The organism is Parabacteroides sp. ASF519, from assembly GCF_000364265.2.
Lineage (GTDB): Bacteria > Bacteroidota > Bacteroidia > Bacteroidales > Tannerellaceae > Parabacteroides > Parabacteroides goldsteinii.
Genome location: NZ_AQFV02000006.1, coordinates 2,957,656 through 2,980,838 on the forward strand (window position 1 = coordinate 2,957,656; position 23,183 = coordinate 2,980,838).

A 23,183-nucleotide genomic window follows, 5' to 3' on the forward strand; every position below is an offset into this window, starting at 1 on the left:
ATGTTTAAGTGAGTGATTTATGAGTGAATGGTTTCATTGTCAAATCAAATTGATTATGTGAAGCAAATAAATTTAATTATTGAGTTATGAAAAAATGGTTTCTATTAATTATATCTTTTATATCCATAACCTGGGTATATGCAGAAAATGTATCTGTCGATCAAGCGATGCAGGTGGCCATGAATTTCTCACAGCAAATACCAGGTAATCAGTTACGAAGCGGGCAAACTTTACAATTGGCTTATACGGCACGTCCTAATCTGCGTTCAGGAGAAGTTGATGCTTATTATTATGTATTCAACAGTGGAAGCAAGGGTGGATATATAATAGTATCAGGCGATGACCGTGCTTATCCTATACTCGGTTATTCTACTTCCGGTAATTTTTCTTATGAGACTGTGCCGGATAACATGAAATGTTGGCTTGAGGGATATGAAGATGAAATTCAGTATGCTTGTGCAAATGGCATAGAGCAGGATACTGAAATCAAAGAACAATGGCAAATGCTAGTTCAGGGAACTAAACTTCCGGTTTTACGTAGTCAGACATTACTGACCACTGCCAAATGGAATCAAGATATGCCGTTTAATAATAAATGTCCTCAAATTCAGGGTAAGAATGCATTAACAGGATGTGTGGCAACCTCTATGGGGATAGTCATGAAGTATCATAAGTATCCGGATCAAGGAACAGGTAGTGCTACTACTTCTCAAGGTTCTTATAAGGCTAACTTTGGAATTGCCTATTTATGGGATAAGATGCTGGACGATTATCGTGCAGACTATACAGTGGATAATGTGGATGCCATGGCGACTCTTCTTTATCATTGTGGTGTAAGTTGCGATATGCAGTATGGTGTAAGTGCCAGTTCTGCCCAGACCGCACGAATCGTTGATGCTTTAACCCAATATTTTAGGTATGATAAAGCTATTTCTTGCATGGACAAAGATGATTATGATGCTTCTGAATGGCAAAAAATGTTGACGGATGAGTTGATTACTAATCAGCGACCGGTTATTTATAATGGTTCTGGTACAGATGGGCATGCATTTGTTATAGATGGTTTTGATGGCAGTATGTATCATATAAATTGGGGGTGGGGAGGTTATTTAGATGACTGGTTCTCATTAACGGCATTAAAACCGGATAATCATGATTATACTTATGAACAAGGCATGATTATAAACATTAAACCTGATGAGGGAGGACAAAGTCTGAATGAGATTCGAATTTCAAATGCAAGTGGATATACAGGCGGCTTGAAAGTAAATACAACACCAGCTCAGGGAGGAACGTTTACACTTACAGTCTCTGGGATAAGATGTCTCTCACCAAGTTTTACATCCTCTTTATCTATTGCACATTTTGATAAAGAAAAGAATCTGAAAGAAGTGGTTGCAACCCCGCGGAACTTTTCTTTTAATCCTTATAGATATTATTATAATGTATCATTTTCGTGTAAAATTACAGAGCCTATAGAGGAAGGAGATTGTTTATATCTGGTTTCAAAAGCAGGTAATGAGGATTATAAAATAGTAGAAGGCGGCCCGAATGTTGCGGATGTGATTAATCTGACGGCTGGAGCCAAGGTCAATACATACCAAGTGACTTGGAATAGTTTATCTGGTGTTACTCTCACTTCGGAAAAGGGATATAATGCTGATGCTGTTACTGAAGGAGATGATTTTAGATTTAAAATTACGAATACAACCACAAATACAGTTATTGTTAAAAATGGCAATACAGAACTCAAACCAAATGCTAAAGGCATATATACATTATCGAATATCCGGGAAGATATTCATTTGATCTTATCTTTCGGAGAACCGATAGTTCCTGTCTATACGGTTATTTTACCATCCGTTATTGGATTCGATATTCAATCGGTTTCCGGTTATGATCCGCTATCGATATCAGAGGGAGGAGATTTTGAATTTACCGTTATTCCTCGATCCGGTTATGAGGAATATAGTATAACGGTACGAGTGAATGGTACAATAATAGAACCGGACAGTAACGGACATTATATGATCCATAATATTCAAGCGAATCAGACGGTTGAAGTAATCGGAACGGCACCAGACCCGGAAGTTGTCTATCATATTGTAACATTGCCGGAAGTAGAAGGCGTAACAACCGATCCTGAACCGGGGGATCATAAGGTGGAAAATGAGAAAGATTTCACTTTTTCTCTTGTACTCGATAAAGAATACAACCAGTCTGTACCTCTTGTCACAACAGACCGGGGGGATATTATTAGTCCGGATCGGGATGGCAGATATACTATTGAAAATATCTGTGAACCGATAGTAATCAAGATTGATGGAATTAAAAAGAACACAGATGTTGCCAATGAAAAAATTGATGTCAGTAAAATAAAAGTAACAACCTCCGATGGTACTGTTTGTATTTTTGCACCGCAACCAATGAAAGCCTACATAATGACATCCAATGGTGGTGTCTATAAAAATCTGGGAACTGTAAGCGGAGACACACGTGTGCAGTTGCCAAGCGGTCAGTATATCGTGGTTGTCGGCGGAGATTCGTTCAAGGTTATTTTGTAAATGGCCTGAAATACATTATAGAGATTTAATATGTCATAGAAATAACCTTTTAAACTCCTGTTCAAAGTTAGGAGTAAACATGTTTTCTCCTAACTTTGACTTGATTTCTTCGAGCGACCAGAAACGTCCGCCGTCCAGTTCCTCGGTGTCCGGTTTGATTTCTCCGTTGTAAATTGTGCGGAATGTATTGACTAGCTCTTTTTCGATAGCTGATTCAAAGACGTAACGGGTGATGAATTGGGGGGTGAATGCTGTAATGCCTAACTCCTCACGGACTTCCCGGCGGAGAGCTTCTTCGACCGTTTCCCCATAATCGATATGTCCGCCGACAGCCGTATCCCATTTACCGGGTTGGATATCTTTGGTCATGGAACGTTTTTGCAGATATAGTTCTCCGGCATCGTTAAAGATATGCAGATGGATGACCGGATGCAGTTGTTTGCTTCCGCTATGACATTCTTTTCGGGTCGCTTTACCTATTGTTTCTCCCATTTCGTTGACTAAGGGGAACCATTCTTCTTTCATAAGTCGATAATTTGCGGACAAATATAGTAAATGTTTGAAGATAAACTTTATCTTTGTAAATCATTATAAACCTGAAGATATGAAAAAAGAAGAGTTACAATCTGAAGAGCATTCAAAGTCAGTATTAAATGAGCCTGTGGCTCAATATTATTCCCGTATCAATGTACCGAAACGTATTTATGAAGATATACGTGTCAGCATTGAACAAGCTGATAACGGTTTTCTTATTCCTATGGAAGAAGTATTGGCTCGCCATAAATAATCATGGATATTTATTTTACCCCTCTCGCTCGGGAGCGTTTGGATGATATTGTTGAATATCTTGATATAACATGGGGGAAAGTTATCAAAAAGAACTTTCTTTCAGAGATAACTCGTTGTCTGAAGTTAATAAGTATAACTCCTGATTTATTTCCTTTGTTCGAAGATAGCCAAGAGGTGTGTCAATGTCTGATAACATATTATAATACGATGTACTATCGGGTAAAAAATAATCAAATACAAATATTGACTATTTGGGATAACCGTATGGACCCTCAAACTCTTAAATTTATTCTTTCTGAATTTGATTGATTACAGAAATAAGTTCCTCATCCGATAACCCTTCCCCATAAGTCGCATAATCCAGCCGGAATGTACAACCATTCTTATATTCGGAACAACCGTAGGCTGTTTTGCCTCGCAGGATGTTTCCTTTCTTGCAGATGGGGCAAACCGGTTTTGCCGGTTGTTGGGGGACTGCTTTCTCTTTGGGAGCCTCTTCCTTTTTTGCACGCGGCTTGCGGGGTTTCTTTTCTTTTTTCTCCTCTTTCGGTGCTTCTTTGGCGGCCTCCTCGATGGTGATGGTGCGGGTGGACTGGTCGGAAAGGACGTTGATGACTACCTGGTGGACCATCTGTTTGAGTTCGTCCAGGAATGTTTTTGCCTCATAAGTTCCACGTTCTATCTGACGCAGTTTCTTTTCCCATAAACCGGTCAGTTCGGCACTTTTCAGTAACTCTTCGTGTATTGTACCTATCAATTCCTTTCCGGTGGCGGTAGGGAACAGGTTCTTTCGTTCTTTACGGATATAGTTACGTTTGAAAAGCGTTTCAATGATAGCTGCACGGGTGGAAGGGCGGCCGATACCGTTTTCCTTCAAGGCATCACGCAAATCGTCATTATCGACCAGCTTACCGGCCGTTTCCATTGCACGGAGCAATGTAGCCTCTGTATAAGGCTTGGGCGGAGTCGTCCAGGTCTCCTTTAATAATGGTTTGTGCGGTCCGGTTTCTCCTTTGGTGAAGTCCGGCAATACGCCTTCTTCCTCGGTCGGTTCGGCATCCGGGTCCTTTTGCTCCGCACCGAATACGACGCGCCATCCCGGTTTTAATATCTGTTTTCCGGTTACTTTGAAATCTACTTTACCCACTTTACCGAGTACGGTTGTAGTGGAGATTTCACAGTCCGGGTAAAAGGCGGCGATAAAACGACGGGCAACCAGGTCATATACCTTCCGTTCATTCTCCGTCAGATTACGGGCGGGTACACCGGTCGGGATGATGGCGTGGTGGTCGGTTACCTTTGAGTTGTCGAATACTTTTTTGCTTTTGGGAATCTTGGCATTCAACAGGGAAGCCGTCAGCTCGGTATAATCGACCAGCCCTTTCAGTGTATTCGGAACTTTCGGGTAAATATCATCACTCAGGAAAGTGGTATCTACACGGGGGTAGGTGGTCACTTTCTTTTCATATAATGACTGAATCAGTTTTAATGTATCGTCGGCGGTAAATGCAAACTTTTTGTTGCATTCCACCTGCAACGAGGTTAGGTCGAAAAGGCGGGGAGCGTATTCTTTCCCTTTCTTTTCGGAAATATCGGTGACGGTAAAGTCTTCCTGCTGTACGATTTCGAGGAAGGCTTCCCCTTCTTCCTTTTTGGTGAATTTACCCTTGGTTGCGGAGAAGGTCGTATTCCGGTAGACGGTTTTCAACTCCCAGTAAGGTTCGGGCTTGAAATTATCTATCTCTGCCTGGCGGTTTACAATCAGTGCCAGTGTCGGTGTCTGGACGCGGCCGATAGAAAGTACCTGCCGGTTCTGTCCGTAACGGATTGTATATAATCGGGTTGCATTCATTCCCAGCAACCAGTCGCCTATGGCACGGGATAATCCGGCCTCATATAGTTTGGCAAATTCAGTCTGTTCTTTCAGATGCTGGAAACCTTCGCGAATGGCTTCTTCGGTAAGGGATGATATCCATAAACGGTAAACCGGGCATTTACAGCCGGCTTTCTGCATCACCCAACGTTGAATCAGTTCCCCTTCCTGGCCGGCATCACCGCAGTTGATGACCATCTCTGCATTCTGCATCAGGCTTTCAATCACTTTGAACTGTTGTTCGTAGGTCGGGTTACTAATCAACTTGATACCGAAACGGGGAGGAATCATAGGAAGTGCTCCCAGGCTCCATCGTTTCCAGTCGTCGGTGTATTCGTGAGGTTCCTTGAGTGTACACAGATGTCCGAATGTCCAGGTAACCTGATATCCGTTTCCTTCAATATACCCGTTCATTCTTTTTGTAGCCCCCAGTACTTCGGCAATTTCTCGTGCCACACTCGGTTTTTCAGCAATACATACTTTCATCTGCAATCTAATCCTTTCGTAAAAATCACACAAATGTACGCTTTCTTACTGAGATTTCCATAAAGAAAGTTCAAGAGAGAATATTTGTTTCTTTGGAAAACTTTACGAACTTTGTCTATTCTTTGGGGTCGTAAAGTTTAACAAGAAACATAATATCATGAACAGTAAATTGTTTTTATTAGCTGCCGCGTCTTCTTTTTCTATGGTTGGTGTGGCCGCGAACTACACCAACTTCATTATCATCAACCTCGATGATGCCGGTTATGGGGATTTTTCTTATAATGGCGCATACGGATATAAAACGCCGAACATCGACCGTATGGCAGCTGAGGGAGTCCGCTTCACTCATTTTCTGGCCGGACAACCTATCAGTGGCGCTTCACGTGCCGGACTGCTGACCGGATGCTATCCGAACCGTATCGGATTTGCCGGTGCGCCGGGACCGGGTTCTGATTATGGTATCAGTCCGGACGAAATGACGATAGGAGAGTTGCTGAAGCAGAAAGGATACAGTACCGCTGTTTTCGGTAAATGGCATCTGGGAGATGCTAAACAGTTCCTGCCTTTGCAGAACGGCTTCGATGAATATTACGGATTGCCTTATTCAAACGATATGTGGCCTTTCCATCCGCAACAGGGAGAAGTGTTCAATTTCCCGGACCTGCCGACTTATGACGGAAATGAGATTATCGGTTATAACACCGACCAGTCACAGTTTACAACGGATTATACCAACCGTACGGTCAATTTCATCAAGAAGAACAAGAATAAACCGTTCTTTATCTATCTGGCACATTCCATGCCGCATGTTCCGCTGGCCGTTTCCGACAAGTTTAAAGGAAAGAGCGAACAGGGACTGTATGGCGATGTCATGATGGAACTGGACTGGAGTGTCGGTGAAGTATTGAAAGCACTCCGCGAACAGGGGCTGGAAGAAAATACACTGATTGTCCTTACGTCTGATAACGGCCCGTGGGCGAACTACGGTAACCATGCCGGTTCGGCCGGCGGATTGCGTGAGGCTAAAGCTACCACTTTCGACGGAGGTAACCGTATCCCTTGCGTGATGTACTGGAAAGGAGTAACCCAGCCGGGAACAACCTGTAACAAGTTGGCTTCCAACATCGACCTTCTTCCAACATTGGCCGATATCAGCGGCGCACCGCTGCCCCAGCGTAAGATTGACGGTGTCAGCATCCTGTCTTTGATAAAAGGGGAGCAAGATGCCAACCCGCGCGAATCGTTCGTTTATTATTATCACAAAAATGATTTGGAAGCAGTCACGGACGGTAAGTTCAAGCTGGTCTTCCCGCATAAATATGTCACTTACGGCGCTTATGTGCCGGGTAACGACGGACAGCCGGGAGATTTGACAAACCTGGAATTGAAGAAAGCCGAGATGTATGACCTGCGCCGTGACCCGGGAGAACGTTACGACGTTATTTCCCAATATCCGGAAGAAGCAGCCAAGCTGATGAAGATTGCCGACGATATGCGTAAAGACCTGGGAGATAACCTGACACGTGTGAAGGGAACAGGACGCCGCGAACCGGGAAAACTGAAATAATAATATAAAAATGAGAAACGCTAATCTAATTGTAAAAGCAGGTATGTTGGCAACATGCCTGCCTTTTATTGGCTGTAACTCGGCCAATAAATCAGAGAAAAGCCAGGAAGAACGTCCGAATATTCTTTTTATCCTGTCTGACGACCATACAGGCCAGGCATGGGGTATCTATGGAGGTATTCTGGCCGACTATGTGAAGAACGAGAATATCCGCCGCCTGGCCGCCGAAGGCTGCGTGCTGGATAACTGTTTCTGTACGAACTCAATCTCCGCACCGAGCCGTGCCGCTATTATGACCGGGGCATACAGCCACCGTAACGGTGTCTATACGTTGGAGGACGGGTTGGACCCGGCAGTCGACAATATCGCCAAGCAAATGCAGGCTGGCGGTTACCAGACCGCCCTGATCGGTAAATGGCATCTGAAAAGGCAACCGGCCGGCTTCGACCACTTCAATGTGTTCCATGACCAGGGGGAATATGTCAATCCGATCTTCAAGACTGCCGAGAACTGGGTGGACGACGATAAGGGCAAGCAAGGCACCGAGGTAAAAGGTTTCTCTACCGATATCGTTACCGACCAGACCATCGACTGGATACGCAACCGGGATAAGAACAAACCGTTCATGATGTGCTGTCATTTCAAGGCAACGCACGAACCCTGGGATTTTCCGGAACGGATGAAGCATCTGTACGATGATGTTGTCTTTCCGGAACCGGAAAGTATGATGGAGTTCGGACCGGAAACGTCCGGGAGGGCATTCCAGGGCCAGCAGCTGGAGAATATGGGATGGCGTTGGGAAACCGCATCGAAAGACCCTGCCGCCTGGTGGTGCCAATATCCGGAACTGCCTTTCTCTACGAAAGGTATGGATAAAGTGGCTGCCCGCAAGAAAATCTATCAGAAGATGATTAAAGATTACCTGCGTTGCGGCGCGACTATCGACGACAACATCGGACGCTTGCTCAAGATGCTGGATGAAGAAGGACTGGCCAAGAATACAATTATCGTCTATGTCTCCGACCAGGGATATTTCCTGGGTGAACATGGCATGTTCGATAAACGTATGATGTATGAAGAACCGTTGCACATGCCTTTCGTGATTCGTTATCTGAAAGAGATTCCGGCGGGAACACGCAACAAAGATATTATCCTAAATGTAGATTTCGCTGCCACACTTGCTGATTACGCGGGTATCAAGGCGCCGGAAAAATCACAGGGAGAAAGTTTCCGTCAGAACCTGAAAGGTGAAACACCGGCCGACTGGCGTAAGGAAATGTATTACCGTTACTGGACACACCATTCCATCCGCCCTGCCCACATGGGTATCCGCAACGAACGGTATAAACTGATGTTCCTTTACGGCGACCGGCTGAATGCAACCGGCTCGGAAGAAACTCCGACAACACCGGCCTGGGAATTTCATGACCTGCAAGTCGACCCGAAAGAAGATAAGAATATGTACAATGAACCGCAGTATCAGGATATCATCAAAGAGATGAAACAGGAATTGCTGACACTCCGTCAGGAAGTCGGCGACACCGATGCCGATACTCCCCGGATGAAAGAGATTATGGACCAGTATTATTGGTAATCAAATGAAAAAAATTTATCTAATGGCTGTCGCCAGCCTGTATCTGGGGGTATCCCCTTTGGCGGCGCAACAGACAAAAGGGAACATCGTCGAGTATTTTGGAAAAGAGCGTGTGGAACGTGTCGACGAGGGTATGATATTGCACACTTTCCGGCAGGGGTATTTCTTGCCGGTGACGGCTCCTTCCGGTTATTTGTTTACGACCTCTGATGGGTTGGGTTGGGAGATCGCGACCGGGAAGTTCAAGGCTCCTTCCGGAAATGACCTGACGGCAACAAATTACGGACGGACCCGCGAAGCCGTGCAATGGACTCCTATCGAGGCCGACTCTACCGGAAAGTTCGCCAACCGTGCTTTACGCCGTGCCTATGTTTTTACGGAATATAAGGCGGATAAACCTCAGATCGCCTTGCTCGAATCAAGCGGGAATACCCGTACCTTTATCAATGGTATGCCTCATGAGGGCGACCATTACGACTTTGCTTATACGCTGATTCCTTTCCGGATGCAGAAAGGGATGAATGAGTTTATATTCACTCCCGGCCGTTTCGGCAGGGTGGAAGCCAAGTTGATTATCCCCTCCAAGCCGGTGATGCTGACAAAGAGGGATATGACCCTTCCCGACATTATCAACGGGGAAGGAGAGAAATGGGCCGCCATCCGTATCGTCAATGCACAGGAGAAAGCTCTTACCGGACTGAAGATACAATGTACGCTGGAAAACGGAGAGTCTGCGACCCTTACGACGGACGATGTCATGCCTATGATGGTCCGCAAAGTGAAATTCCGTATCCCCGGCGCTACCTCTTCAAAGAAGGGGGAGACGAAGGCGACTGTTCTCTTGCAGGACAAATCCGGCAAAGAGATTGACCGCACGGAGATATCCCTGCAACAGAAAGATGCTTCTTCCATCCACGAACGTACCTTTATCAGCGATGTGGACGGAAGCGTGCAGTATTACAGCGTGAATCCTTCTACTACGCAGGGCGATAACCAGGCATTGTTCCTGTCCGTCCACGGCGCATCCGTGGAGGCCCGCAACCAGGCCCGTGCCTATGCGCCGAAGGACTGGGGACATATCATTGCCCCGACCAACCGCCGCCCATTCGGCTTCAACTGGGAAGAGTGGGGACGTATCGACGCGATGGAAGTGCTTGCTGAAGCAGAAAAGGTCTTTAAGACAGACCCCGCCCATACTTATCTTACCGGGCATTCGATGGGAGGCCACGGAACCTGGTTCCTGGGTGTAACCTATCCCGACCGTTTTGCCGCTATCGCTCCCTGCGCCAGCTATCCGGATATTGCCAAATATTCAAGGCCGAATGCGGATGCTGCGAATGTCGGTGAGAAACATTTCCCGATGATTTGCCAGGCGGCCAATGCCGGACGTGTCCTCGATTTGAGAAAGAACTTCCTGCAATCGGGCATTTACATTCTTCACGGCGATTCGGACAATGTCGTTCCTATCGAACAGGTTCGCCGCATGCGTGAAATACTGGGTACTTTCCATCCCGACTTCTGTTATTATGAATATCCGGGCGGCTCCCATTGGTATAGCAATGAAAGCGTTGACTGGAAACCAATCTTCGATTACTTCCGTTGGCACAGTGTACCGTCTGCCGACAAAGTGAAACAGTTGGAGTTCCATACCGCTTCCCCGGCTATCTCTGCCAAAGATTATTGGGTGACCATCAACCAGCAGGATACGGCTTACGATTTTTCTTCCGTCTCCTTCAAACAGACGGACAACGGTATTTCGGGTACGACGTCCAATGTGGCATCGCTTACATTCGATTTTCCGGCTCTGAAACTTCCGGCAGAAGCCAGCATCACTATCGATAACGAAACAATCCCGGTAGACGGAACCCGGCCGGCTGTGCTGAAGAAGGTTTCCGGCAAATGGTCATTGGTGGAAGAGATTCCGGTAACGGAGAAATATCCTTCCCGTTACGGCGGCTTCAAGCAGGCATTCGATAATCGTGTTGTATTTGTATATGCTACCGGAGGAAATAAGGAAGAAAATACCTGGTATCAGAACAAGGCCCGCTTTGATGCGGAGACTTTTCTGTACAGGGGCAATGGCTCTATCGACGTGATTGCCGACAAAGATTTCATCCCTTCCGCCTATGCAGACCGGAATGTGGTGCTTTATGGAAATGCCAGTAACAACAAAGCCTGGAACAAGCTCCTGAAGAACGCCCCCGTGCAAGTCTTGAAGGGAGAAATCCGCATGGGAGACAAAGTGCTTAAAGGCAACGACCTGGGAACTTATTTCGTCTACCCGCGTCCCGACAGTCCAACTGCCAGTGTCGGTGTAGTGGCCGGAACAGGCATCGAAGGCATGAAAGCAACTTATCCGAACGACTATATTTCCGGCATTACCGGCTTTCCCGATTTACTGATATTCAATGTCGATATGTTGAAAGAAGGTATTCATGGCATCCAGGTATCCGGTTTCTTCGGCAACGACTGGAGTGTGGAAGACGGTTGTTTTATAACGGAATGAAGAGGAGGGCGTTTTAGAATATGAGTTAAATAGACGCGGATAACGCGGATAAAAAAAATGGGTGCCCCAACTGTTTTCACTGGCTGCAGCAGCTGTTTCCGGTGGCTGCTGCAATCAAATAAAATAGCTGCCGCAGCCAATCTATTCGGGGGCAGATGGGGGCGGCAAAAAGAGGGTTTTGAAAACTTTATAATAAGATGTTCCTTGTTCCTTTTACGATCAGTTCGTAGAAGGAACAAGGAACACACTATACAGAAGTTTCCCAAAAAGCCTTTTTGTCGCCCCATCCGCCCCCGATTCTTAAAACGGGAGTGTAGAATTAAGAGGTAGACTTTGTTATTTTATTATCTGTTAGGTTGTTAACCTTTCTTTGATAGATTATATCCAAATCCCTTATGGCGGGTTTTACCTGGTCGTTCGTCAGTCCAATGACGGCAAAAAGAGGCTTTCCATGTCTCTTTTGTGACTCAAAAATGGTGACTTTTAACACTTTTTCCAGTTGATTTATGCTCGTTGTGGTCACGGAATAGCGTGTTTGTTCCGCTATTTGGACATGATTTTGCCGGAGATAAGCATTATCCTATCTTTAATTCCGTATATTTGGAAACAAATTAAAAAGAGCGGTATGGAGAATTACTATCTTTCACTAGTATGTCTCAGTTGCTTGTGGCTTGTTTCTTCCTGCAATGTCTCCACTTCCCGCAAGCAGACGGATTTAATGCCGACAGACAGTGTCGGTAAGATAACGGGCCGGGAGATGTCTGCACAGGAAGTACCGATACGATTGCTACATAAACTGGGAGAACTTTATGGAGATAATCCTCCCGGAGTTGTCGGTTTCTCGGTAGAAAGCAAGGATTGTCCCGATTTTATCGGTGGTGTCTATATCAACGACCGGGATACGCTGGTTATCCAGATTAGGGGTGATTCTGCCGCCGTACGTAAACAACTGGAAGAAGTTCTGGATTCGAAAGAGTTTATCGTAGAACCGGCCGGAGCTTACACGCAGAAGGAACTGGCTGTTATTCAGAACAAACTGAGCGAACGATGGGAAGCATTGAAGGAAACGCCTGTTATGCAGAATGTGGTAAGTACAGGTGTTGGAATCAATGACATAGAAATCCGTTTGATGCTTAACACGCCGGAGAAGCGGAAAGAGTTCCGTGAGAAAGTAATGGATTCCCCCGCTTTTCGTTTTACCGGGCCGGAGAAGGTTGCCGAAAATGCAATGGTGGGGGGTAATGATACACGGGGAATATCTCTTCGTCCGGAGTATACGGTTTATCCGACCGATGCGGAGAAGGCTTCTTTTATTTTGTATAACAATAGCGGTGATAAGGTTTATTATGGTAGAGATTATACTATCACTTATGAAGATACGGATGGCGTATGGCGCGGACTACCTACAGACCGAATCGTAGTCTTGATTGCTTATGGTGCGGAAAATGGGGAGCATAAGACTATTGACGCTTCTCTTTATCCTCAAGTGCATGCGAACCTTCCCGGACGCTATCGTTTTTTTCTTGATGTCACCCTTGGAGACCTTCGTATAGGGGATAACGTACGTCTGATGACAGAATTTGTCCTTTCTGATGATAAACAGGAACTGGCACATGCCACTAAAACTCCCATTCCCGAATATATCCTGCAAGGAATATCTGAACAGGAATATCTGATACAGAAAGAACGTGAACTGGAACAGGAATTAGAGACTAAGGTATTTGTGGTGGTGGAACAAATGCCGGAGTTTCCCGATGGTGGTCAGCCGGGTATGCTGGCGTTTTTAGAGAATGCTGTATCGGAAGAGGTTAGAGCAACTGGCAAGGAAGACCGGATAACTCTTAGCTTTGTTGTTGAGAGGGACGGCTCGTTGAGTAATATCGAGATTCTTCGTTCCAAAGGCGATAAGCAACTGGAAGACGAAGCAATCCGTATCATCCGGAAAATGCCGAAATGGAACCCCGGCAAACAACATGGGAAGATAGTCAGGACGAAATACACCATTCCGGTCACTTTCCGTAAGAAGCAGGCGAGTAATGGATAATCAATAAATCAGATGAGGTATGGAAAATCGACTTCTTTTATCAGTATGTATCGGTGGTCTGTTGTTTGCTTTCTCCTGCAACATCTCCACTTCTCGTAAATTGGCGGACACGATGTCGACAGACAGTATTTGTGAGACTCCAGCTCACAATATGTCAGACCGGGAAGTCTCTGCCCAGGAAGTTCCGATGCGGCTATTGGATAAGCTGAGTGAACTCTATGGCGATAACCCTCCCGGTGTTATTGGTTTTTCGGTCGAGAGCAAGAATTGCCCCGACTTTATCGGCGGCGTCTATATTAATGACCGGGATACGTTGGTTATCCAAATCAGAGGTGACTCTGCCATTGTCCGTAAACAACTGGAAGAGATATTGGGGTCGAAGGAGTTCATTGTCGAACCAGGTTTGACCTATACTCAAAAAGAACTTTTAGCAATTAACGAAAAACTGACTGAACGATGGCGGCAACTCGAAAGAACTTCTGTGATGCGTAATGTGAAAAGTACCGGGGTTGGAGCACATGCTATCGAGGTATGCCTGATTGTCAATACTCCTGAGAAGCAAAAAGAATTTCGTGAGAAAGTGATGGATTCCCCGGCTTTCCGTTTTACCGGTCCTGAGGTGCCCCCTGTAAATACAACAGTAGGAGTGAACGATATAAAAGGCGTTGCTCTTCGTCCTGAATACACTGTTTATTCAACGGAAACCAAGCAGGTAAAATTTATCTTATACAATCATAGCGGAGGTCCTGTTTGTTGCGGTGCACATTATTATATCACCTATGAAGACGATAAAGGTGTCTGGCGCAAACTGCCTATCAATGATTTTGCAGTCGATATCCTTTATGGGGTAGAGAATGGAGATAGTTGGGAGTTTTCTGCTTTTCTTTATCCCGATGTGTATCCGAACCATACCGGACGTTACCGCTTTTTCTATGAGGTTACCGTCGGTGATATGCACGTTGGTGACAAACTGTTGATGATGGCAGATTTTCGCCTGTCGGATAGCAAACAGGAACTGGCACAGGTTACCAAAACTCCTGTTCCCGAAACGGTTCGTTAAGTGACATTCAGGTCATTCATTCTTCTTCGTATAAAGAACTCGATGACGAAGCAATCCGTATCGTCCGGAAAATGCCGAAATGGATACCGGGCCAACAGCGTGGTAAACCGGTAAAAGTAAAATATACCGTTCCGGTAGATTTCTATAAAGAAGAAAATAACCGACAAGAATGAGATGGGAGGCATGGGATTTTCTGTATATTTGGAAACCGTATAATATCTAATTGGAGGGCCTGTTTATGCGAATTATAGGATTTCTATTCGTGTACCTGTTTTCGTTGGCCGATTTGGGTGCACAGGTAAAAGACCGGTATCTTGAACTCACTCACGATACTCTTTCTGCCGAAATGGTTGGTACTAACTTCCTGCGTACGACATTTTCTTCCGCTCCGCAGGCTTTCTTTATGAATAAGGATTGCATGGATGATTGTAAAGCCTGGGAAATAGAGCAGTTGGACGATATCTATCGGTTCAAAGCGATTGAGGGCCATCGTCTTTTTCATTATTCTACAGACAGATTATCTGCTAAAACGATGGAAGCACCGGCTGACCGGGAGTTGTACGACCTGCTTTCGAATCTGTTCCGCCGTGCCCTCCTGCTGGCAGAAGATGTAGACGGGTATAGTCTCGGACTGGATGGGTATACCTGTTATTTCGCTTCGACGGATACTTGTGGAAAAGTGAACGTCGCTTTGAAATGGGCACCTGAGGCCGGTTCTTTGTGCCGCGAATTGACCGACCTGGGAGATTCCGTTTACAGCCGGATTGTCAGGAATGAGACTGATTGGACTTTGACGAAGCAGGTTGCTGCCGCCCTTTTGGAGAAGTTGGAAAAAGAACCTGTCGATACAGTCCGTAATCCGGTTTATCGTGGCATCTGGCAGCTGGGATTACAACTGAAAAATCCGGTGGAGTTAAGTGAGGTGCCTCAATTTCCGGGTTTTGTAGATATTGAAAAGTATTTTTATGATAAGATGGAGTATCCTGTAGATATGTTAAAAGCAAACAGAGGAGGTTACGCCGTTTGCCAGTTTACGATAGACACAATGGGGATGGCAAAAGATGTTTTCACGCTGGAAAGTAGTGAGCCGGCCTGTGAAAAAGAGGTAAAGCGTCTGATAAATACAATGTCGCATTGGCTTCCGGCCTATGATAAAGCCGGCAAACGGGTGGAATGTATGTACGCTGTTTATGTCTCGTTTCGTCCGCAACATCATTATACCCGGCAGAAAATACGCGAAGCATGGGATAAACAGAAAGAACAGCTGTTTGTCGATTATGAATCGATGCCGGAGTTTCCCGGCGGTAGTGCTGCCTGTTTAGAGTTTATCAGGAAACATCTACAATATCCTTCTTCGTATATCGGTTCGAATAAGAATGTGAGGGTTACTTGTACATTTACTATAAATACGTATGGAGAGTTGGAGGATATTGAAGTTGTTCGTGGTAGCAATATTCCTGCATTTGATGAAGAGGCTTTGCGGGTACTTCGGCTTATGCCACGTTGGAAACCGGCTGTCGGTTACTATCAGCAACCTCGTTTTATGAAATGTCGATATACTGTTCCTGTTATATTTACAGACCCGGGAAAATAAGAAATTAGTCAAAACGCCTTCCGGTATTCTGACAGTGATTTTCTTTTCGTCTTCACGCTGCTTTTTTTCGTTTTCCTACCTGGGGATTGTGAAGTGCCGATTATTTTGTTTTTCTTTGTTACAGGAAATAAGATGCTATGGATTCGTTTGATACCTATATTGCCCGGAGACTTCCGCTGGTCAGCTTGATTAGTACGGTTTTTATCATATACCCAAACATCGCCTGTATCCCCTGGGAGTTGAAATATGTGGAGGGGACTGGCGTTACCGGTCTTCTTTCCTTTTTTGTGTATCGCTTCCTTTTCTTCTGGGGATTAATCAGTTTGCTGATACGCTATAATCTGAAGAAGATGCCGGCTACCCTGTTCAAGCAACGGCTGATGCGTAACTTCCTGTTTTCTTTTATCGCTTACCTGCTTTATGCCTCCATATCGTACGGGGTTTCTTCTTTGGGTATTCATACGGATGCTTTGGGCAGTATTCTGATATTCCAGTTCTTCGTGACATGTTTTCTCTGTACGTTTATCGGATATATTTCCATGTTGTATTCCCGGCAGCGGGAGAAGGAGTCGGAGATAGAGCGTTTGCGTTTTGAAAATCTGCAAAGCCGCTGCGATGCACTGGCCAACCAGATTAATCCGCATTTCTTTTTTAATTCGCTGAACGGCATCTCTTCATTGATTCGTAAAAAGGATGACGAAAAGACGCTGATGTATGTCCATCAGTTGTCCGATATCTTCCGCTATATCCTTCAGAGTGACCGGAAAGGGTTAGTCTCATTGCGGGAAGAGCTGGAGTTTATGCTGTCTTTCCAGTATGTTATGGAAGTACGTTTTGCGAATAAACTGACCTTTTCAGTCCGGGTGGAAGAAGAACGGAAAGATTTGTTGATGCTGCCTGTTCTGTCTTTGCTGCCTCTGGTGGATAACGTGGTTGTCCATAACAGGATAGACAGCGAACATAAAATGGAAATCTCAATCGTGCTGAACGAACAGGACGAACTGGTCGTATCGAACCCGGTCTATCCGAAGCTGTCCGCTCCCGATACCAACGGAACAGGACTTGCGAACCTGGAGAACCGTTTTACTTTGTTAATGAATAAGCAGATACGGATAGAATCGACAGAAGAAACTTTCCGCGTCTGTCTCCCTTTAAAATGATACTTGTATGAACGTGTTGATTGTAGAAGACGAAACAGCAGCTTACGAAAACCTGGTGGATATATTGATGGAGGTTGCCCCGGATATACAGATTGCCGGGAATACTGAAAGTGTCACCCAGACCGTCCACTGGCTTCAGTCGAACCCGGCTCCGGAGTTGATATTTATGGATATACACCTGTCCGACGGTTCGGCCTTCAATATCTTTGATAAAATAGAACTTGAAACGCCTATCGTTTTCACGACGGCCTACGACCGGTATGCGATAGAGGCCTTTAAAGTGAACAGCATCGACTATCTGCTGAAACCGATTAAGGTCGAAGATATCAGGCATGCTTTGGATAAATACGGCAAACTGAACCGGCAGGATATTCTCCAATACCTGTCACAGCTAACCCGGCTGGTCCCTGCCCCTAAATACAAGGATAAACTGCTGGTCCCTTATAAGGACAAGCTCTTGCCGGTCAACCTGAAGGATGTTTCCTGCTTTTACACATCCGGCAAAAATACCTCCATCTATCTGAAAGACGGAGCCAGTTACCCGTATTCCCGAACATTGGAACAGATAATGCCGTCCCTTAATCCGGCTGATTTTACCCGGGCGAACAAACAGTTCATCATAAACAGGGACAGTATATCCAACATCACTATCTGGTTCGACAGCCGTCTGCTGGTGACGCTCGATGTGGAGGTTCCCGAACGTATCTATGTCAGCAAGAATAAAGCATCCGAGTTTAAAGCGTGGCTGGTAAATGATTGACCGGCATTTCGCGATTATTCCCTTTTTTTTCGTTTTGACGAGACGTCTGTATCTTTTATATTAAAAATCCGGCATATTTGTACCGGATTATTAATCAATAATAGGATACATGATGTTACGAAAAATCAGACTGATAGCGGCTACCTTATGTTTCGTGCTTATCACTCTACTGTTCCTCGACTTTACAGGGACGTTGCACGGATGGTTCGGGTGGCTGGCTAAAATTCAGTTCTTACCCGCCGTGTTGGCATTGAATGTGGGTGTTGTGTTATTTTTAGTCCTTCTGACGCTGGCTTTCGGACGTGTTTACTGCTCGGTGATTTGTCCGTTGGGCGTTTTTCAGGATGTTATTGCGCGGATTGGCAGGAGAGGGAAGAAGTTGCCTTATTCTTATTCGCCGGCGTTGTCCTGGTTACGTTACGGAGTATTGTTCGTTTTTGTGCTGGCGTTGGTTGCGGGGGTAGGCTCTCTGGTTGCTTTGCTGGCTCCTTACAGTGCGTATGGGCGTATCGCTAATAATTTGTTTCAGCCGCTTTGGATGTGGGGGAATAATTTATTTGCTTATCTGGCGGCACGGGTGGAGAGTTATGCTTTTTATGAGGTGGATGTATGGATGAAGAGTCTGCCGACGTTTTTGGTGGCTTTGGCTACGCTGGTGGTTCTTGTCGTATTGGCCTGGCGTAACGGGCGTACTTATTGCAATACGATTTGTCCGGTTGGTACGGTGTTGGGATTTATCTCCCGTTATTCTTTGTATCGTGTCACGATAGATACGGATAAATGTAACAGTTGCGGCCTTTGTGCCCGCCAGTGTAAAGCAGCCTGCATCGACAGCAAGGAACATAAAATCGATGGCAGCCGTTGCGTAGCCTGTATGAATTGCCTGGATACCTGTCGTAAGAATGCGCTAACTTACGCACCGGTATGGAAAACGAAGAAACAGGCAACCGGCACGGAGAAACCTGAACCGGAAGATAAAACGAACCTTTCCCGTCGCCGGGCCTTGTCGGCAACAGCTCTGGTTATGATGGGGAGTGCCCTGAAAGCCCAGGAGAAAAAGGGGGAAGAGGTTATCATGAAAAGAGACGGGGGACTGGCACCTATCAAAGAACGGAAAGAACAGGAAAAACTGACGGCGATTGTCCCTCCCGGAGCATTGAGCATACGGAATATGAGGCAGCATTGCACGGCCTGCCAGCTTTGTATCTCTGTTTGCCCGAATCATGTCCTGCGTCCTTCCGGTGGCTTGATGACATTGATGCAGCCGGAGATGTCTTATGAGCGGGGCTATTGCCGTCCCGAATGTACAAAGTGTTCTGAAGTCTGTCCGGCAGGAGCCATCAAGCCGATAACGAAAGCTGATAAATCATCTGTCCAGATAGGACATGCCGTATGGGTGAAAGCGAACTGTATCCCGCTGACCGACGGTGTCGAATGCGGTAACTGTTCCCGGCATTGTCCGACGAACGCGATAGAAATGGTTGCATCTGATGCGGATAATCCGAAATCCCTGAAGATACCGGTCATTAATACCGAACGTTGCATCGGCTGCGGTGCTTGCGAACATCTCTGCCCGTCGCGTCCGTTTACGGCTATCTATGTGGAAGGGCATGAAAGACATCGAGTTATTTAATCCGTTTTTAAAGAATAGACCTATGAAGAATCAACATATCAATCGCCGCGATTTTCTGAATATCGTAGGCATCACGGCGGCAACTACTACGGCGGCACTCTATGGCTGTGCCCCGAAAGACCAGGGAGGTTCCGGAAGCAAAGCCTCTTCGCCTGTTCCGACCGACCAGATGACTTACCGCACATTCCCCGGACTGGGGGATAAAGTGTCCCTGCTGGGCTACGGTTGTATGCGCTGGCCGACTATCCCTTCACCCGACGGGAAAGGTGACTTGATTGATCAGGATGCTGTCAACGAACTGGTGGATTATGCCATCGCCCATGGGGTGAACTATTTCGATACGTCACCCGTTTACGTGCAGGGCTGGTCGGAAAAGGCTACGGGAATTGCCCTTAGCCGGCATCCTCGGGACTCGTATTATCTGGCTACCAAATTGTCGAATTTCTCGAACTATACGCGTGAAAACTCGATGGCGATGTACCGCCGTTCATTCAGCGAGTTGCAAACCGATTATCTGGATTATTATCTGCTCCACTCCATCGGTGGCGGACAGGGAATGAAGACATTCAACGACCGCTATGTCGATAACGGAATGTTGGATTTCCTTATGAAAGAGCGGGAAGCGGGGCGTATCCGCCATCTGGGTTGGTCGTTTCACGGAACGTCGGACGTTTTCGATGAGGTGCTGGCTATGCACGATACCGTTCATTGGGATTTCGTGCAGATACAGTTGAACTATGTCGACTGGCGGCATGCGACAGGAAGGAATGTGAATGCCGAATATCTTTATCAGGAGTTGGAAAAGCGGAATATCCCTGCGATTATCATGGAACCGTTACTGGGTGGCCGCCTGTCGAATGTGCCCCAGCATATCGTTACCCGGTTGAAACAACGCCGCCCCGAAGATAGTGTCGCCTCATGGGCTTTCCGTTTTGCCGGTTCGCCCGAACTGGTGCTGACGGCTTTGAGCGGCATGACGTATATGGAGCATTTGCAGGATAATATCCGCACGTATTCCCCGCTTATTCCGCTGACGGACGAGGACAAGGATTTTCTGGAAGAGACTGCGCAACTGATGATTAAATATCCGACAATTCCCTGCAACGACTGCAAATATTGTATGCCGTGCCCGTATGCGATAGATATTCCGGCCGTGCTTCTTCATTATAATAAATGTGTGAATGAAGGAAATGTTCCGAAAAGCCGGACGGATGAAAACTACCGCGAAGCCCGTCGTGCCTTCCTGGTCGGCTACGACCGCAGCGTCCCGAAACTGCGCCAGGCAGACCATTGTGTCGGTTGCGACCAGTGTAACGAGCATTGCCCGCAAGCCATCGATATACCAAAAGAGTTACGCCGCATCGACCAGTTTGTGGAACAGTTGAAACAGGAGACGTTGTAAGTGGTGAGTGTTACTTTTCTCTTGAAAGAAAAGTAACCAAAAGTTCAAGGCTACACCGGAGCAGTGAAGCCGGTGCAGCCTTGATCTTTTGTCTGCTTTTCCATCAAGGGAAAAGTAGGTTCATTATTCTATATTCTTACGAATCTTAGTCAGATACCCCTTCATCGCTTCGGAGTCTTTGTCTTTGATGATATCTTGCAGGATATTCAATTCCTCCTGTATCCGGGAAATCTGTTTCGGAGTGCGCGGATTGAAGAGAATTTCTGTCAATAGATAATCATCTTCAGACAGCAAGCCGCGTGCAATTTTCATATGACGTTTGAAGGTCGTACCCGGAGCATCCTGATGCTTCATGATGGCTGCAAAAACCATTGTTGAGGCGAACGGAATACCTAAAGAGTAGGCAACCACCTTGTCATGTTCTTCAAATGTATATTCGCGGATATTCAGGCGCAGGCTTGAATAGATATCCTTGAAGAAAATCTTACCCAGGTGGTCACCTTCGGAAATGATAATCGTGTTTTCTTTTTCCAGATTTCCCAGGTTGGCGAAAGTAGGACCGAACATCGGGTGGGTGGAGACATACGGGAAACCGCAGGTTTCGTAAAACTCTTTCAGGTGGGTTTTTACGGAAGCTATGTCTGAGATAATGCAATAGGGTTGCAGATAAGGCAGAACCGCTTTGAATGCTTCGATCGTGTAGTTCAGTGTTACACAGTTGATAACCAATTCAGGAGCAAACTCTGCTACCTCTTCGGGCTTTTGCAGGCGAAGGGCGTTGTAGATGAAACGCATCCGTTTCGGATCGTTTTCCAATACAGCCACTTCATGGTCGAAACTCAGCAGGTCGGTGAAGAAAGAACCCATCTTTCCGGCACCTAATATTAATATTTTCATTGTCTTATTTTGTTGATAAATTATTTCCGGCGGGTTGTTTTTGTTTTTCCGCTTTCACAACGACTTTGTGACGCCCGTCACAACACCCTTTTGGTGTCCGTCACAACGACCTTGTGATGCTCGTCACAAAACCCTTGTGATGCCCGTCACAAGGTCGTTGTGCAAAATCTGTGTGCAGTTTTGTTACTCATTCATGATAATCATCTGCTGGCGAACAGACTCTTCGTGGATCTCTTTCAGGATTTCTTTTACAAAGTCCGTGTTCAGGTCCATCGTCTGTCCCATATCCGAACGTTTTTCCAGGATTTCGCTGTAACGCGGTGACTGGAGGATGGGCATGTTATGTTCCTTTTTATACACACCGATTTCGCGGGAGATACGCATACGTTTAGCCAGCAGTTCGAGCAGTTGCTCGTCGATACCGTCGATCTGGCGGCGCAGTTCTGCCAGGTTTTCTGTTGTCTGTGTCTCGTTACGGATAACCAGCAGGTTGACAACATAATCCAGTACATCCGGAGTGATCTGCTGGGAAGCGTCGCTCCATGCACAATCCGGACAAGGATGCGATTCGATCATCAGGCCGTCGAAGCTCAGGTCCATTGCCTGCTGAGACAGCGGAGCGATCAGTTCGCGCTTACCACCGATATGGCTGGGATCACAGAAGATCGGCAGGTTCGGCATACGGCGGCGAAGTTCGATAGGTATATGCCACAACGGCAGGTTACGGTACATTTTTTTATCGTATGAACTAAATCCGCGGTGGATAGCACCCAGTCTGCGGATACCTGCACCATACAGACGTTCGAAAGCACCAATCCATAATTCCAGGTCCGGGTTGACCGGATTCTTGATCAGAACAGGTATATCTACACCTTTCAAAGCATCTGCGATTTCCTGTACGGCGAACGGGTTAACGGTGGTACGTGCACCGATCCACAGGATATCTATTCCGGCTTTCAACGCTTCGAATACATGGTCTTTTGTGGCTACTTCGGTAGCTACATACATACCTGTTTCTTTCTTTACACGTTTCAACCACTGCAAGCCTTCGGCTCCGATACCTTCGAATCCTCCCGGTTTAGTACGGGGTTTCCAGATTCCGGCACGGAATATTTTAACGCCTTTTGATGCCAGCTGATGGGCTGCGTCCATTACTTGTTCTTCTGTTTCGGCACTGCACGGGCCCGAGATGATGATAGGACGCTGTGGGTCTACACCGGGTAATAAGATTGATTCTAATTCCATTTCCATGAT

General features: G+C 46.2%; 18 protein-coding genes. 14 read left to right on the plus strand and 4 right to left on the minus strand.

Features of this window, described 5'->3' with window-relative positions:
* The first annotated feature begins 86 nt into the window (after nt 1-86).
* The gene (locus C825_RS11640; protein WP_010802580.1) at nt 87-2,564 is read left to right on the plus strand and encodes a C10 family peptidase; all 2,478 of its coding nucleotides are present in this window, start codon (nt 87-89) and stop codon (nt 2,562-2,564) included.
* Nucleotides 2,565-2,597: 33 nt separating this feature from the next.
* Here the strand turns inward: C825_RS11640 and C825_RS11645 are convergent, their stop codons facing one another.
* Complete coding sequence (locus C825_RS11645) at nt 2,598-3,089, minus strand: NUDIX hydrolase (protein WP_010802581.1); 492 nt, start codon at nt 3,087-3,089, stop codon at nt 2,598-2,600.
* A gap of 79 nt (nt 3,090-3,168) precedes the next feature.
* On the opposite strand from C825_RS11645, the gene C825_RS11650 reads away from it, so the two are divergent.
* On the plus strand, nt 3,169-3,351 hold the full coding sequence (locus tag C825_RS11650; protein WP_010802582.1) for a hypothetical protein: 183 nt from the start codon (nt 3,169-3,171) through the stop codon (nt 3,349-3,351).
* Nucleotides 3,352-3,353: 2 nt separating this feature from the next.
* Nucleotides 3,354-3,662: a type II toxin-antitoxin system RelE/ParE family toxin gene (locus tag C825_RS11655; RefSeq protein WP_010802583.1), complete on the plus strand. Its 309-nt coding sequence runs from the start codon at nt 3,354-3,356 to the stop codon at nt 3,660-3,662.
* Here C825_RS11655 and C825_RS11660 read toward each other — a convergent pair.
* The gene (locus tag C825_RS11660) at nt 3,640-5,712 is read right to left on the minus strand and encodes a DNA topoisomerase 3 (RefSeq protein WP_010802584.1); all 2,073 of its coding nucleotides are present in this window, start codon (nt 5,710-5,712) and stop codon (nt 3,640-3,642) included. The two genes, C825_RS11655 and C825_RS11660, sit on opposite strands and share 23 nt — an antisense overlap.
* Nucleotides 5,713-5,869: 157 nt before the next feature.
* Here C825_RS11660 and C825_RS11665 point away from each other — a divergent pair, with 157 nt between their 5' ends.
* From C825_RS11665 to C825_RS11715, 11 genes are all read left to right on the plus strand, one after another.
* Nucleotides 5,870-7,279, plus strand: a complete 1,410-nt coding sequence (locus C825_RS11665) for a sulfatase family protein (RefSeq protein ID WP_010802585.1) — start codon at nt 5,870-5,872, stop codon at nt 7,277-7,279.
* 10 nt (nt 7,280-7,289) lie between these two features.
* Nucleotides 7,290-8,873 (plus strand): sulfatase family protein, encoded by a 1,584-nt coding sequence (locus C825_RS11670; RefSeq protein ID WP_010802586.1) that lies wholly within the window; start codon nt 7,290-7,292, stop codon nt 8,871-8,873.
* Between the two features lie 4 nt (nt 8,874-8,877).
* Complete coding sequence (locus C825_RS11675) at nt 8,878-11,379, plus strand: carboxylesterase family protein (protein WP_228100159.1); 2,502 nt, start codon at nt 8,878-8,880, stop codon at nt 11,377-11,379.
* A 625-nt stretch (nt 11,380-12,004) separates the two neighbouring features.
* On the plus strand, nt 12,005-13,423 hold the full coding sequence (locus C825_RS11680; RefSeq protein WP_010802588.1) for an energy transducer TonB: 1,419 nt from the start codon (nt 12,005-12,007) through the stop codon (nt 13,421-13,423).
* Nucleotides 13,424-13,442: 19 nt separating this feature from the next.
* Complete coding sequence (locus C825_RS11685) at nt 13,443-14,483, plus strand: immunoglobulin-like domain-containing protein (protein WP_007658535.1); 1,041 nt, start codon at nt 13,443-13,445, stop codon at nt 14,481-14,483.
* 14 nt (nt 14,484-14,497) lie between these two features.
* Nucleotides 14,498-14,656 (plus strand): energy transducer TonB, encoded by a 159-nt coding sequence (locus C825_RS11690; protein WP_232434124.1) that lies wholly within the window; start codon nt 14,498-14,500, stop codon nt 14,654-14,656.
* 65 nt (nt 14,657-14,721) lie between these two features.
* Nucleotides 14,722-16,077, plus strand: coding sequence for a TonB family protein (locus C825_RS11695; RefSeq protein ID WP_010802589.1), 1,356 nt, complete (start codon nt 14,722-14,724; stop codon nt 16,075-16,077).
* A gap of 137 nt (nt 16,078-16,214) precedes the next feature.
* A complete protein-coding gene (locus C825_RS11700; RefSeq protein ID WP_010802590.1) occupies nt 16,215-17,237 on the plus strand; it encodes a sensor histidine kinase in 1,023 nt (340 codons plus the stop codon).
* Nucleotides 17,238-17,244: 7 nt separating this feature from the next.
* Nucleotides 17,245-17,997: a LytR/AlgR family response regulator transcription factor gene (locus C825_RS11705; protein ID WP_007658531.1), complete on the plus strand. Its 753-nt coding sequence runs from the start codon at nt 17,245-17,247 to the stop codon at nt 17,995-17,997.
* 112 nt (nt 17,998-18,109) lie between these two features.
* Complete coding sequence (locus C825_RS11710) at nt 18,110-19,630, plus strand: 4Fe-4S binding protein (protein WP_010802591.1); 1,521 nt, start codon at nt 18,110-18,112, stop codon at nt 19,628-19,630.
* A gap of 22 nt (nt 19,631-19,652) precedes the next feature.
* Entirely contained in the window at nt 19,653-21,032 is a 1,380-nt protein-coding gene (locus C825_RS11715) for an aldo/keto reductase (RefSeq protein ID WP_010802592.1), read from the plus strand.
* Between the two features lie 123 nt (nt 21,033-21,155).
* On the opposite strand, the gene C825_RS11720 is transcribed toward C825_RS11715, so the two are convergent.
* Both C825_RS11720 and C825_RS11725 read right to left on the minus strand, forming a co-directional pair.
* Nucleotides 21,156-21,929, minus strand: a complete 774-nt coding sequence (locus C825_RS11720) for a prephenate dehydrogenase (protein WP_007658525.1) — start codon at nt 21,927-21,929, stop codon at nt 21,156-21,158.
* A 183-nt stretch (nt 21,930-22,112) separates the two neighbouring features.
* Complete coding sequence (locus C825_RS11725) at nt 22,113-23,180, minus strand: bifunctional 3-deoxy-7-phosphoheptulonate synthase/chorismate mutase type II (protein WP_007658523.1); 1,068 nt, start codon at nt 23,178-23,180, stop codon at nt 22,113-22,115.
* Between the last annotated feature and the right edge of the window lie 3 nt (nt 23,181-23,183).